This is a genomic window from Chryseobacterium sp. X308 (assembly GCF_020733145.1).
GTDB classification, from domain to species: Bacteria; Bacteroidota; Bacteroidia; order Flavobacteriales; family Weeksellaceae; genus Chryseobacterium; species Chryseobacterium cupriresistens.
Map to the genome: position 1 here is coordinate 20,984 of NZ_JAJFZH010000011.1, position 12,961 is coordinate 33,944.

Annotated in this window: 14 protein-coding genes; 7 read left to right on the forward strand and 7 right to left on the reverse strand. The window is 36.8% G+C overall.

Annotated features, from left to right (window positions below; translation table 11 throughout):
- Positions 1-19 precede the first annotated feature (19 nt).
- The 7 genes from LIV57_RS13160 to LIV57_RS13190 form a co-directional block, all read right to left on the reverse strand.
- The gene (locus LIV57_RS13160) at positions 20-1,027 is read right to left on the reverse strand and encodes a vWA domain-containing protein (RefSeq protein ID WP_227942931.1); all 1,008 of its coding nucleotides are present in this window, start codon (positions 1,025-1,027) and stop codon (positions 20-22) included.
- Entirely contained in the window at positions 1,027-2,019 is a 993-nt protein-coding gene (locus tag LIV57_RS13165) for a VWA domain-containing protein (protein ID WP_227942932.1), read from the reverse strand. The genes LIV57_RS13160 and LIV57_RS13165 overlap by 1 nt, the downstream gene beginning before the upstream one ends.
- Complete coding sequence (locus tag LIV57_RS13170; RefSeq protein ID WP_227942933.1) at positions 2,012-2,908, reverse strand: BatD family protein; 897 nt, start codon at positions 2,906-2,908, stop codon at positions 2,012-2,014. Before LIV57_RS13170 ends, LIV57_RS13165 begins: the two co-directional genes overlap by 8 nt.
- A gap of 56 nt (positions 2,909-2,964) precedes the next feature.
- Entirely contained in the window at positions 2,965-3,828 is an 864-nt protein-coding gene (locus LIV57_RS13175; protein ID WP_076597442.1) for a DUF58 domain-containing protein, read from the reverse strand.
- A gap of 67 nt (positions 3,829-3,895) precedes the next feature.
- Entirely contained in the window at positions 3,896-4,354 is a 459-nt protein-coding gene (locus LIV57_RS13180) for a GNAT family N-acetyltransferase (protein WP_227942934.1), read from the reverse strand.
- Entirely contained in the window at positions 4,354-5,358 is a 1,005-nt protein-coding gene (locus LIV57_RS13185; protein ID WP_227942935.1) for an AAA family ATPase, read from the reverse strand. Before LIV57_RS13185 ends, LIV57_RS13180 begins: the two co-directional genes overlap by 1 nt.
- Positions 5,359-5,639: 281 nt before the next feature.
- Entirely contained in the window at positions 5,640-6,938 is a 1,299-nt protein-coding gene (locus LIV57_RS13190; protein WP_227942936.1) for a hypothetical protein, read from the reverse strand.
- A 236-nt stretch (positions 6,939-7,174) separates the two neighbouring features.
- Here LIV57_RS13190 and LIV57_RS13195 point away from each other — a divergent pair, with 236 nt between their 5' ends.
- The 7 genes from LIV57_RS13195 (at position 7,175) to LIV57_RS13225 (ending at position 12,949) form a co-directional block, all read left to right on the forward strand.
- Positions 7,175-8,509 (forward strand): peptide-N-glycosidase F-related protein, encoded by a 1,335-nt coding sequence (locus LIV57_RS13195; protein ID WP_227942937.1) that lies wholly within the window; start codon positions 7,175-7,177, stop codon positions 8,507-8,509.
- A gap of 249 nt (positions 8,510-8,758) precedes the next feature.
- Positions 8,759-9,229: a DinB family protein gene (locus LIV57_RS13200; protein WP_202838931.1), complete on the forward strand. Its 471-nt coding sequence runs from the start codon at positions 8,759-8,761 to the stop codon at positions 9,227-9,229.
- A 30-nt stretch (positions 9,230-9,259) separates the two neighbouring features.
- Complete coding sequence (locus LIV57_RS13205) at positions 9,260-9,652, forward strand: four helix bundle protein (RefSeq protein WP_227942938.1); 393 nt, start codon at positions 9,260-9,262, stop codon at positions 9,650-9,652.
- Positions 9,653-9,715: 63 nt separating this feature from the next.
- A complete protein-coding gene (rlmB, locus tag LIV57_RS13210) occupies positions 9,716-10,465 on the forward strand; it encodes a 23S rRNA (guanosine(2251)-2'-O)-methyltransferase RlmB (protein ID WP_062674398.1) in 750 nt (249 codons plus the stop codon).
- Positions 10,466-10,468: 3 nt separating this feature from the next.
- Positions 10,469-11,590 carry a serine hydrolase domain-containing protein gene (locus LIV57_RS13215; RefSeq protein ID WP_227942939.1) on the forward strand — a complete coding sequence of 374 codons (1,122 nt, stop codon included), beginning with the start codon at positions 10,469-10,471 and terminating at the stop codon, positions 11,588-11,590.
- Between the two features lie 15 nt (positions 11,591-11,605).
- On the forward strand, positions 11,606-12,655 hold the full coding sequence (locus tag LIV57_RS13220; protein ID WP_227942940.1) for a DUF6263 family protein: 1,050 nt from the start codon (positions 11,606-11,608) through the stop codon (positions 12,653-12,655).
- Positions 12,656-12,718: 63 nt separating this feature from the next.
- The gene (locus LIV57_RS13225; protein ID WP_110010142.1) at positions 12,719-12,949 is read left to right on the forward strand and encodes a hypothetical protein; all 231 of its coding nucleotides are present in this window, start codon (positions 12,719-12,721) and stop codon (positions 12,947-12,949) included.
- Positions 12,950-12,961: the final 12 nt, after the last annotated feature.

Here is a 12,961-nt window from a genome sequence, read left to right on the forward strand (position 1 = left end):
TTCTATAAATAAAGGAATTCTACACATTAAAATCTTTTTTAGGATTAAAAATATAAATTAAAAAGAAAAACAGAAGAGATACTGCAAGAAAATACTGATAATAATGATTGGCATTCTGTGATTTCACCATAGTTTCCGCACCGGCAGATTTTTTATTCACTGCATCTACAATCCTGTCCGGAGCTTCATTGATATTATTTCCGTCAATATAAGTTCCGTCTGTGGATTCAGCCATTTTCTTTAATGCTTCTGTCTGCCTTTTTGAAATCACGGTACCACCGTTGGCATCGGTTTTATATCCCATCAGCTGTCCGAACACATATTCAGGAACCGGAGCACCTTCATCTGTACCTACTCCTACAGAAGTAATGCTTATTCCTTCTTTATTAGCTAATCTGATGGCAGCATTATCATTTCCTTCATTATCTTCACCATCACTCAGCAGAATCACTTTCCGGGATCCTTTGCTTACATTTTTAAATTTTTCAACAGCAGCCTGCATTCCTTTCAGAAAATCCGTCCCCTGAATCTGCATAGAGCTGGTTTCAATACCGCTGATATAAGTTTCCGCAGAATTATAATCCGTTGTAAGAGGCATAATAGACATGGCATTCCCAGCAAAAATCACTATACCTACTTTGTCATTATTCATTTTCTTCATGGTAGCCAGCATCAGATTTTTAGCTTCTGTCAGACGGCTTGGATCTATATCTTCAGCATTCATAGAATTGGATACATCCAGCATAAAGATGACATTATTCAGTTTCTGGGTACTTTTTACCTCTTCTGAGCCATTCAGAAGATCAATGATAGAGAATATCAGAAATAATGTTCCCAATAAATATAATGCAGGAAAAAACTTTGTAAATCCTGATCTTTTTTCGAATAAATTCTCGTGAAACTGGCTGGCAGCAAAAATTTCTCTTTTTTTATTTCTCCATTGTAAAAAACGGATCAAAAAAGAAGCTAACAACGGCAGAAGCAACAGTAAAAATAAATACCAATAATTTCCTAAAGACCAACTCATCAGCTTAAAATTTTATAAAACACCCATCTCAACAATGCATCCAGCACCAGCATGGCCAGTGCAACCCAAAGGAATATTTTGAAATACTCTTCATAATTGTACAGCTTGGAAACCTTCACATCTGATTTTTCCAATTGGTTGATTTCATTGTATACTTCTTCCAGACTGCTGTTTGAAGTAGCTCTGAAATATCTGCCTCCCGTTGTCTGAGCTATTTCTCTCAAGGTATTTTCATCGATGGTAACCTCTGTTTCAGTAAAGATGAGATCACCAAAAATATCCTGCGATGTCGGCATCAGCGCATAACCATTGGTTCCAATTCCGATTGAATATACCTTTATATTATTATTTTTTGCCAGTTCGGCAGCAACCTGTGGTGGAATCGCATTCTGAATATTGCTTACCCCATCCGTCATCAGGATCACCACTTTACTTTTGGCTTTACTTTTAATCAAATGATTCACTGCAACGGAAAGTCCTTCTCCTATAGCCGTTCCGGGTTCAAGACCTGCGGAATTCAGGTTTTTGATTTCATCAATAACCACCTGATGATCTGAGGTAACCGGAACTTTTGTGAACGCTTCTGCAGCATATGCTACGACTCCTATTCTATCATTCGGGCGTTTTTGAACAAATTTTACAGCAATATCTTTCAGGGCGGTAATTCTGTCCGGGCTCAGATCCTTCGCCAGCATACTAAGAGAAACATCAATGGATAGCATGATATCCACTCCTTTTGTATCATCTCTGTCCTGAGAAATGGTAAACGTTCTCGGCCTTGCCATGGCAATAATCAATGCTGAAAGAATGATATATTTTGATATTTTCAGCAAAAAAAGTACACCCTGGATACTCCCGCTGTGATCCATATTTTTTACGGTAGGAACTTTTATACCCTTTCTTTTATTTTTTCCAATATCTTTAATTAAAAGTGGAATAAACAGCAGAAAAAGCAGCAAAAACCACGGGCTGTAAAACTCAAAATTAAACATCCTTTCTTAAGTTTTCGAATTCTAAATCTTTGGATGATCTTTTCACAAAATCTCTGATATTGGCAAAATCTCTTTCCATGGTTTCCTGATCAGGAAATGTTTTGGCAAATTTCACCAGGTCTCCCCTAAGGAAAACATCTTCTATTATTTTTTCGTTGTCCTGCGAGATGGTATTATTTTTTTTCATGACCTCAATAAGATCATCGGTAAGAAGTACATCTGCCGGAAGGCGGTATTGTTTTGTAATGAAGGTTCTGGAAATATCGATCAGTTCCACATAAAACGAACGGAAGTTTCCTCCTTCAATATATTTTTTCTTTTTAAGAGAGTCGAGCTCTTTTAAGGTCTGGTTGGTTGCCACTACAGGAGAACTCTTTGATTTTCTTCCCCATTTTACAAACATAATAATGGCAATAACCAATGCAATACCAGCCAATGCCGCAAGAATATAAAACTTATAAAGCTCCCAATAATCTTTGGGTTCAAGTTTCACCTGCTTATTATTCATGATATCATTGATCTGATCTGCTTTTTGAGCCGTATTAATAACATCTATTTCGTAAGGAATTGTTTTAAGTATTCTGTCACCTACTTTGAATTCCAGTTCCGGAATGGTAAATTTCCCTTCTTCAAAAACAGCAAATTCTATCTTCCTTTCATAGGTGTTGGCTGTTTGTCCGATACTGTCTTTGGTTTCTTCAAAATGAAAAGGGAGCAGCTCATTTTTGGCTGCTGAAGTTACCTGCTGCTCATTAAGGTTATCAATCTTTATGGTAAGATGATTGATTTCTCCGAGAGCAAGGGTTTTCTTTTCTACGTTAGAGGATAATATCTGTGAAAAAGCATTTGCACAGATCAGAAAAGATAATATTAAAAGTATTTTTCTCAATGTTAAATAATAAGGCAAAACGCCTGATGTTTTTAAGTTACGGGCTCAGCCCGATGTTATTTTTTCTGAAAGTAATTATACAATAATTTTGAATAATCCGAACCGGTATTGATATTCATAAAACTGGCGGAGCTGTTGGCAAAGTCTTCTTCCAGCGCTCTGAGTTTTTGTTTTTGAGCTTCTGCGAAGGTATACCGCCATCTTGCACTGGAAGTATTGGCCCAGATCTCTTTTCCGGTTTCTACATCAAGTAATCGGGCATACCCAACGTCAGGAATTTCATTATCTTTTTCATCATAAATCCTCATTCCCAGCAACTGATGTTTCTTTGAAGCTACTCTCAGCATTTTGGAGTCATAGGCATCCTCAAAATCTGAAAACAGAAATACCAGAGATTTTCTTTTAAAAATTCCCATCATATATTCCATTGCCTTATCTATTTTAGATTCTGCCGGAACATAATCTGCAGTGAGAATATTGCTGATAATGGAAAGGATATGTTTTCTTCCTTTTTGAGGAGGAATGACTTTATATACTTTATCAGCAAACAGGATCAATCCTACTTTATCATTATTACCAGCTGCTGAAAATCCTAAACTGGCAGCAATTTCAGCTACATATTCCCTTTTCAGCTGGACTTTTGTTCCATAATCCATGGAAGCGGAAATATCAACAAGAATCATCATTGTCAGTTCCCTTTCTTCTTCCATTACTTTTACGAATGGTTCACGGAAACGTGCGGTTTTATTCCAGTCGATTCTTCTGATCTCATCTCCAAACTGGTAAGGACGAACTTCAGAGAAAGTCATCCCCTGCCCTTTAAAAGCACTGTGATATTGCCCCATCAAAGCAGCCTCCGTCTTTTTTCTGGTACGGATTTCAATCTGCTTTACTTTTTTTACAATATCTTTTATCTGCATAGACGAGTTCAAAATTCAAGGTTTAACATTCAAAGTTTAATGTTGGGTGAGGTATCCGGGTTTTGGGTTAGTCATTAAACTCAATGGATACGTTCGACCACTCATTATCAAACTTTGTGTTGTATTTTTTATAAAAATTGATGGCTGGCTCATTCCAGTTCAATACCTGAAACACCATTCCACTGTAATTATTGGTTTGACCATATTCCAGTGTTGCATCAAATAATTTTTTTCCAATCTGCTTTCCTCTTAGCTTTTCAGTTACTACAAGATCTTCAAGATACAGCCTTCTTCCTTTCCAGGTTGAATATCTGTCGTAATACAGGGATATTCCAACTATTTCTCCTTCATATTCCGCTACAAAAGCTCCCCAAACAGGAGAAGTACCAAAACCATCCTGAGTAAAATTATCCAAAGTCACCGTTACTTCATGCAGTGCTTTTTCATATTCTGCCAATTCTTTTATCAAATCCAGCATAGCAGCACAGTCCTGCTGAACTGCTTTTCTTATGATCACATCCCTCATTACGGCGCCTGTATTTTTGCTAAAATCCTGTTAATAATTTCTTCCGTTGAAATTTCTTCTGCTTCAGCTTCAAAAGTTAAGCCTATTCTGTGCCTCAATACGTCTTTTGCCAATGCTTTTACATCTTCCGGAATGACAAATGCTCTTCCTTTTAAGAAGGCGTAGGCTCTTGAGGCAATAGCAAGGTTGATGGATGCTCTTGGAGAAGCTCCGAAGCTGATATAATTCTTAAGTTCAGACAGACCATAATTTTCCGGATAACGTGTTGCGAATACCATATCCAGGATATATTTTTCAATTTTCTCGTCGAGATAAATCTGATTGATTAGCTCTTTCGCATCTACAATATCCTGAAGGGAGATTACAGGTTTTACTGTCGGCTGATGTGAGGTTGAAACCATTCTCATCACCTGTCTTTCATCTTCAAAAGCGGGATAATCGATGGTACACTTCAGCATAAAACGGTCGCTTTGAGCTTCAGGCAGCAAGTAAGTCCCCTCCTGATCAATCGGGTTTTGTGTTGCCAGTACCAGGAACGGCTTTGGAAGCTTCATGGTTTCATCACCAATCGTGACCTGTTTTTCCTGCATAACTTCAAGAAGCGCTGACTGTACTTTTGCCGGCGCACGGTTGATCTCATCTGCCAAAACAAAATTTGCAAATACCGGTCCTTTTTTTATAGAAAAATCATTGTCTTTGATATTGAAGATCATCGTTCCCACTACGTCTGCAGGAAGTAAATCCGGCGTAAACTGAATCCTTGAAAAATCTCCATGAACAGCATCTGCCAATGTTTTTATCGCTAAGGTTTTAGCCAGTCCCGGTACTCCTTCAAGAAGAACGTGTCCATTTCCCAAAAGCCCTACCAAAAGACGGTCTACCATGTATTCCTGCCCAATAATAACTTTGTTGATTTCCTGTCTCAGAAGAGTAAATAAGTAGTTTTTTTCTTTTACTTTTTCCGTCAATTGGCGGATATCTTCAGCTTGATATATCTCTGACATAGCTTGATTTAAAATAAGTGGTAAATTTCTGATAAATACTTGCATTAATCAACATAATAAATGCCATTTTTGAGTTAAAGTTTGTTAAAAATTCCGGCATTAACAATATTTTTAATGCTATAATACTGAATTTCTTATCTATATATAAATCCAACAATTCAAATTATTACTATTAAGCCATCCTTTATTTCTTCATACTATCGAAAAAAAATGTTACAAAATTACTTCTGCAACATTTTTTTAATTGTGTGTCTAAATTATCAATCCAGAGTTGTTAGGGTTTAAAGCTTGGTTATTGTAAGGGTAAATATATTTTCAGGAGCATCAATAGTATCTTCATAAGCTCCGACATTTACGAAATATTCTGTTCCGGCTACAGTGGTAATGGTAAGCGTTTCTGTATCACCTTCGCCACCCGTATCTACAGTCCCTGTACATGACAGATTACTGCAGCTGCCACTATACACAGCTACCTGCGGATCATAACTACTTCCGGAAGGCATAGTCACCTCAATCTTATACTGACTGCCATCACCCGTAAACTTAAACCAAGTCCCATCATTCATTCCTGTGTCCCAATTACTTGTACATACACTTATATTTCCTGCATTATTAGTTGTAGATACAGCATCATCCTGAGTGTAGCTGTAAGGAAATACTGAGGCCAGCAATGCTCCCGCACATGCATCATTTACAGGTGTTGGAGGTACAGTTTTAAAAACAAGTTCTGAACATCCTGAAGATTCAATACCTCCTGAAACTGATGTTATTCTTAAATAGCAAGTTGTTCCGGCCGGAAGAGCTGCAGAAGGGGTAAAGCTATTTCCGGATACGGTCTGCTGATTAATAATATCTGAACTTCCTGAACTTGTCCCCACGGAAACTTTGTAGGATGCAGCACCATAAACAGGATACCAGTTGAAACCAGGATACAGAGAAACATTTTGAGTATTATTTTCCGGATAAATAATAGAAGGACAAGGATTAGGTATAAGACCTGAAATTGTAACTGCTGATTTATAATCTGCTCTTATTCCTCCGGGAGGAGATGCAATATCCACTACAGCGCGATCTCCTTTATAATACAGTGTTGAATATGGAAAATGAGGATAGACATGGAAAGCTTCATCAAAATTATTAATATCAATATTCGGAGAGTTTTCTTTTGCTGCAACAACTAAATTATCAACATTATTATAAGTAAATGGCGTAGTAAAAACAACTTCGACTTTATTATTGTTTTTGGTGACAGCTCCCGTAAATACCTGTGTCAGCTGCGAAGCAGGAATCCAGTCTGTGCCGGAAGAAAAGGCTGTTTTTGAAGTATGCCCGAGATATACGGTCCAGTTTGAAGATTCAGTAATGGTGGAGGAAGAATCCACATAAAATGTAAGGCCGGTAATAGAACCTGCCGTACTGGCATTTAATTCCTGTTTACGATATATCTGCTGTACATAGGAATAGGAAAAAAAACTGCTTACCGGAGCAACACCAACATTTGAACTACCAATATTGATATTGATTTGCGCATCCATTATCGCAAATATAAAAAACAAAGCTAAAAGTAAAATTCTTTTCATTATTAATAACATTTATATAAAATACAATGCTAATTTAATAATAAATACTTTGATTATAGCAATAAAAAATATATTTCATCACATAACCCGATACTAAGAAATAATTTAAACAAAAATAAATTAAAGCTTAAAAAAAATAAATATTTAACAAAAATATCAAACAATCAACCAAAAATAAAATAAATTAAATGTAATTTTAATACATATTTCATATATTTACACTAAACATCAATACTATGTATAAAAAGCTATCCTTTTGCAGTTTTTTCATTGCCAATTTCGTTTTCGCCCAAACGACAATGACCAATATCATTTCAGATGCCGTGTACTATGATGGCTATGCCCAAACAGTATCCAACCCTACCCCTGCGGGCTTGACCAGGCTGACTAACGCCAGATACACAAGAAAGCTTACTGACGCCGAATTAGACTCTTTCAAAGCTAAGATTGCAATGCGGGTAACAATCGCTGCATTGTGTGACAATTATGACCGCCTTGGAGAAGTCTTTTTAGCAATGGTTCCTAAAAATCAAGCTACTTATACGATCAATGACACTAATGTCAAAAGAATAGAAGTAGGCAGGTATATTACTCCTTTTATGAATAAAAACAAAACGCCTTCTGAAGTTCCTTACACCTATGATGTCAGCAATTTGTACAGCATATTTCATGATACAGCATTGCGCGATATGTACGATCTGTATATGGAACTGGATGTTTTCGGGGTTCCATATTCAGCTCGAACCCAGGTTTCAGGCTGCATAGACAGAAGTGATGTTTTTTCAGGCACCCTTACTTTTTTCTCAACGGATACAGGAGCAACTCCTGCAGATAGCAATAATGTTGTACCTCTCTTAAGTTACAACAGCCTCAATAACTACAACAGCACCGATGTTACCGGAGAAACGGTTAGAATTGTTACTTTTAATCTGCCAAGCCCTGTTACAAATGCCCGCTTTTTTGTAATTTCTACTCCCCATGGGGCCAACAGTGGCGGTGAAGAATATGTCAGAAGACAAAACTATACCTATATAGATGATGTACAGGTTCTCACCTATACTCCCGGAGGAATTTCATGTGAACCCTATCGTGTATACAATACCCAAGGAAACGGAATCTACGGTTCTACTCCCCAAACCTTTGCTGACTGGACTTCATGGAATAACTGGTGTCCGGGAAATTCTGTTCCCATCAGAGAATTTACACTCCCTAGCTTGACTGCCGGGAATCATACCTTCAAACATACGATACCAACCGCTGTTTTCAATCAACAGCAGGGAGAAGTCAGGTTATCGGTTTACATGCAGGGAAAAAGCAATACAGCACTGAATGTAAAAGATATCAGAACAGTTGACGTGAACATATATCCCAATCCTACTACGGAATTTGTCAATGTAAAATCAAAAGCAGAAGTCAATTCAATAAGTATTTTTAATACAGAAGGCCGAAAACTTTCCGAAACTTATAACGAAAACAGAATAAATCTTTCTTCATACAGTGCAGGGGTTTATTTTCTACATATTGTTTTAAAAGACGGAACGACCTTTACCCATAAAATCATCAAAAAATAACTGCCGACAGATTTTTCAGAAATAATGCAAACAAACCCTCCCTGAAACTTTTCACGGGAGGTTTTTTATTAATCATCACATATTAATACACATCAAAAAATGCTCTGTTATCAATAAAAATTTGCCAAAAAACAACCTTAATTTGCTCTTTTTTCAAATAGTTAAAAAATTTTAACTTTAATCCTCTACCCAAAAAAATTGTCATTTCCAGTTTATTAAGCTATTTTTGGTGATTAAAAATTTTGCAAAATGAATTATCATTTTCAAGCACACAGACAGGTTAGAAAGAACCTTTTAGATATCCTTCAGAATACCTCTCATGAAGATCTGATCCTGATTCCGGATGGTTTCAACAACAATATTTACTGGAATATTGCTCATACTGTTGCCACACAGCAGCTATTGCACTATTACCTGAGCGGAAATCCTTTCCGTATAGACAAGTATTGGATTGAAACCTATAAGAAAGGGACTTTACCCAACTTAAATGTTCAGAAATCAGAAGTGGAAGATTTAGAATTTTTACTTACAGAAACTTCAAAGATTTTAATGAAGGATTATGACAGTGATTTCTTCTCAGACTACACTCCTTACACCACAAGTTTCGGAATGGATCTGAAAAGCATTCAGGATGCTATCATCTTCAACAATATGCACGAAACCCTTCACTATGGATATGTGATGGCACAAAAAAGAGCAATTTTAGGAGAGAAGTATTAGTTCAAAGTTTAAGATTTAAAGTTTAAGGTTATGGGGACTATTAATAGATTTGAGGATTTAGAGATCTGGAAATTATCCCGACAACTATGTAACGAGATTTATAATATTATTGAATCTACAAACCTTAAGAATAATTTTAAACTTAGCAATCAAATTGATGGATCTTCGGGGTCTGTAATGGATAATATTGCCGAAGGATTTGAAAGAAACGGGAATAAAGAATTTATACAATTTCTTTCTATCGCGAAAGCTTCCTGTGGAGAAACCAGATCACAATTGTATAGAGTTTTTGACAGGAGCTTTATTTCGCAGGAAAAATTTGAAACATTAATTGAGCAGACAGAAACGTTAAGTAAAAAGATCAGCTCTTTTATAAAATATTTAAATACAACAGATTTAAAAGGAACAAAGTACAAACCTTAAATTCAAAACTTTAAACTTTGAACTTTAGACTTTGAACCTTAAACATAAAATTTTAACAACTCAATGAAAGACGATTTTATTTTCGGGCTGCGTCCCGTGATTGAAGCAATTGAAGCGGGAAAAACGATTGACAAGATCTTTGTGCAGAATGCACTTCAGGGTCCTATTTATGCTGAATTAAAAGCCATTTTAGCGAAAAATAAAATCCGTCCCAATTATGTTCCGGTTGAAAAACTGAACCGTTTTACAAGAAAAAACCACCAGGGTGTGGTTGCTTTTATTTCGGACGTACCTTTTCATAAAGTGGAGGATATTGTTCCACAGTTATTCGAGCAGGGTAAAACACCTTTCCTTTTAATTCTGGACAGACTTACTGATGTTAGAAACTTTGGAGCTATTTGCAGAACGGCGGAATGCGTAGGAATAGATGCAGTAATCATTCCTGAAAAAGGAGCCGCTCCTATCAATTCTGATGCGATAAAAACTTCTGCCGGAGCGATCTATAATATCAAAATATGTAAGGAAAACAATCTTGCCCACACGGTAGACTTCCTTCAGCAAAGCGGAATTTCCGTATATGCAGCCAGCGAAAAAGCTCAGAAGTTAATCTATGATGTGAATATGACTGAGCCATGTGCTATCGTTATGGGAAATGAGGAAACCGGAATTTCTAAAGAAGTATTGCATCATGCGGATGAAAAAATAAAACTTCCTATTGAAGGAAAAACCCAATCCCTGAATGTTTCTGTAGCATGTGGAGCGATTTTGTATGAAGCGGTAAGACAGAAAATGTCCGTGATACCTAATCCATAAACCATGAAAATACAATCACTTTTACCCTTATTTTTTGTCCCGTTGGCTTTTAACGCCCAGACAAAAAAAATAGCAACAGACAACCGTCTTACCACTGATCTTGATAAGATGGTTCAGAAAGAAGCTGTTGCTTACATGCAGGATCCTGCACGTGTAGGAATTTCAATAGGCATTTTCAAAGATGGTAAAAGTTATTTTTATAATTATGGGACAACAGAAATAGGGAAATCAGAACTTCCGACCTCTAAAAGTCTGTACGAGATTGCATCTATCACCAAAACTTTTACCGGAACACTTCTGGCTCATGCTTTAGTAGATGGAAAAATCAAAATGGATGACGATATCCGGAAACATCTGGATGGAAATTATCCTAATCTGGAATTTGAAAAGCATCCGATAACAATTGGCACTCTTACCAATCACTCATCGGGGTTGCCACAGTTTTTGCCGGATCAGTCTGAAACATTCAAAAAACCAATGGATTCTGTTGCCCTGGCACTGTCTGATTTTTATAAGAACTATTCAAGGAAAAAGTTTTATGAAGACCTTCATCAGGCAAAAGTGGATTTTGTTCCGGGTACAGAATATAAATATTCAAATGTCGGAACACAGATTGCCGGGGATATCCTGGAAAAAGTGTACCATAAAAGTTATGCAGACCTCCTTTCAGAGTATATTACAAAGCCTTTGAAAATGAATCAGACCATTATTGGTACGAATTCTGCACAGCTATTGACTTGTTATAACGAAAAAGGAAAGATAATGCCGAAAAATTTCACAACAATCTTTGCTCCTGCCGGTGGAATTATGTCCACCACGGAGGATCTCGTGAAATATATGCAGTATCATCTGGACGAGAGTAATATGTATGTAAAAGCATCCCATACTCCTCTTGTAAATAGTAAAGGAGATGGCACTGGATTGTATTGGAGGCTGCACACTTATGAAGACGGAACGCAAACTGTTTATCATACAGGAGGTACATTTGGTTTTTCAAGTGTTCTTCAGATGTATCCATCAAAAAATATGGGAGTCGTAGTACTTTCCAATGAATCGGATGGAGAATCCCAGGGGAAACTGCATGATATTGCAGATAATATATTAAGAAACAGTAGTAAAAAATAAAGTTAAAAAAATCGAATGAAGAATATTGCAGCGCTTGCGCTTATATCATCAATAGCTCTTGTATCTTGTAAAAAAGAAACAGCAAAAATAACGAAAGTAGATCCTAAAACCGGAAAAACAGTAACGGTAGAAGTTCCTGCTGATTCTGTAGCGAAAGTTTCAGAAAACCCGGCTATCAAAGATTCTGCGGGAGTTATTACACAGACTTTCAAGCTGGAAAAAGGTAAAACATACCCTCTTACCACTTATCAGAGAGATGTGAAGACTATGACTGACCCTCAGGGGAAATCCATCACCGCTACCAGCGAATCTACAGATGAAATGAATTTTGTAGTGGATGACATCAAAGGAAACGTATATGAAATGACCCTTAACCTTGTAGCAAAGAGAAGCTCTCAGTCGGCACAGGGAAAAACGGTAGTAGTAGACACCAAACTTCCTCTTCCTAAAGAAGATGATCTTAAAATGATCTGGAATGTAAACAAAGCGCTTACCGGAAACAAACTTCAGATGAAGATGGATACAAAAGGGAATGTGATTTCTATTACAGGATTTGATGCTGTTTACACAAAAGTAGGTAACGCAGTTGGTACACTTATCAAAGATGCCAATGAAAAAGCAAGCGTAGTAGCAAGTCTTAAGCAGTCATTCAACGAAAAAGTACTGAAAGACCAGTTCCATAAAAACCTGATGATTATTCCTAAAAAAGGAGTTAAAATCGGAGAAAAATGGTCGACTTCTGAAAATGCTGACGCTAGCGGAGCTGTTAAAGTAACCTCTAATTATGTAATGAAAAGCTTAGGAAACGGAGCTGCAGAAATTGCAGTAACCGGAGGCATTCCCAAGAAAACAGAAAAGAAAACTCAGGGACCTATCACCCATAGCCTGAGCAGTGAGCTTGTTCAGAACGGAACCATTAAGTTTGACGAAAGCACGGGATGGATAACCAACCAGAATATCAACGTAAAAACAACTCAGATAGAAACCATTTCAGATGGAAAACAGTCTCAGTCTATGAAGAGCGTTTCCAATTCTTCGGTAATGGTCAACCCATCTGCTAAATAACTTGAATAAACATTCAGGGTTTAAAGTTTACATCTTAAACCCTGAACTTTAAACAAAAAAATTATGAAGTACATTCTTGAGTTAGTACTCACTGCCATTATTATTTTCTTTGTCTGGAATATTCTGAAAAGAATTTTCTTTAAGACATTCTATAGTTACCGTTTTAATAACAATAATCAAAACAACGGGCAGCAGGACATCAACAACTCGAATAAGAATAACAAAAAGAACCTTAAGTGGGATGCTGAAACGGTAGACTACGAAGAGGTGAAAGAGAGTAATGACAAAAGGTAAATTCCAAGAAAT

Bases quoted from the DNA above. Each gene is read 5' to 3' on its own strand.
- LIV57_RS13160 (WP_227942931.1), bottom strand. From the start codon at position 1,027: ATGAGTTGGTCTTTAGGAAATTATTGGTATTTATTTTTACTGTTGCTT.
- LIV57_RS13165 (WP_227942932.1), bottom strand. From the start codon at position 2,019: ATGTTTAATTTTGAGTTTTACAGCCCGTGGTTTTTGCTGCTTTTTCTG.
- LIV57_RS13175 (WP_076597442.1), bottom strand. From the start codon at position 3,828: ATGCAGATAAAAGATATTGTAAAAAAAGTAAAGCAGATTGAAATCCGT.
- LIV57_RS13180 (WP_227942934.1), bottom strand. From the start codon at position 4,354: ATGAGGGATGTGATCATAAGAAAAGCAGTTCAGCAGGACTGTGCTGCT.
- LIV57_RS13185 (WP_227942935.1), bottom strand. From the start codon at position 5,358: ATGTCAGAGATATATCAAGCTGAAGATATCCGCCAATTGACGGAAAAA.
- LIV57_RS13190 (WP_227942936.1), bottom strand. From the start codon at position 6,938: ATGAAAAGAATTTTACTTTTAGCTTTGTTTTTTATATTTGCGATAATG.
- LIV57_RS13195 (WP_227942937.1), top strand. From the start codon at position 7,175: ATGTATAAAAAGCTATCCTTTTGCAGTTTTTTCATTGCCAATTTCGTT.
- LIV57_RS13200 (WP_202838931.1), top strand. From the start codon at position 8,759: ATGAATTATCATTTTCAAGCACACAGACAGGTTAGAAAGAACCTTTTA.
- LIV57_RS13205 (WP_227942938.1), top strand. From the start codon at position 9,260: ATGGGGACTATTAATAGATTTGAGGATTTAGAGATCTGGAAATTATCC.
- rlmB (WP_062674398.1), top strand. From the start codon at position 9,716: ATGAAAGACGATTTTATTTTCGGGCTGCGTCCCGTGATTGAAGCAATT.
- LIV57_RS13215 (WP_227942939.1), top strand. From the start codon at position 10,469: ATGAAAATACAATCACTTTTACCCTTATTTTTTGTCCCGTTGGCTTTT.
- LIV57_RS13220 (WP_227942940.1), top strand. From the start codon at position 11,606: ATGAAGAATATTGCAGCGCTTGCGCTTATATCATCAATAGCTCTTGTA.
- LIV57_RS13225 (WP_110010142.1), top strand. From the start codon at position 12,719: ATGAAGTACATTCTTGAGTTAGTACTCACTGCCATTATTATTTTCTTT.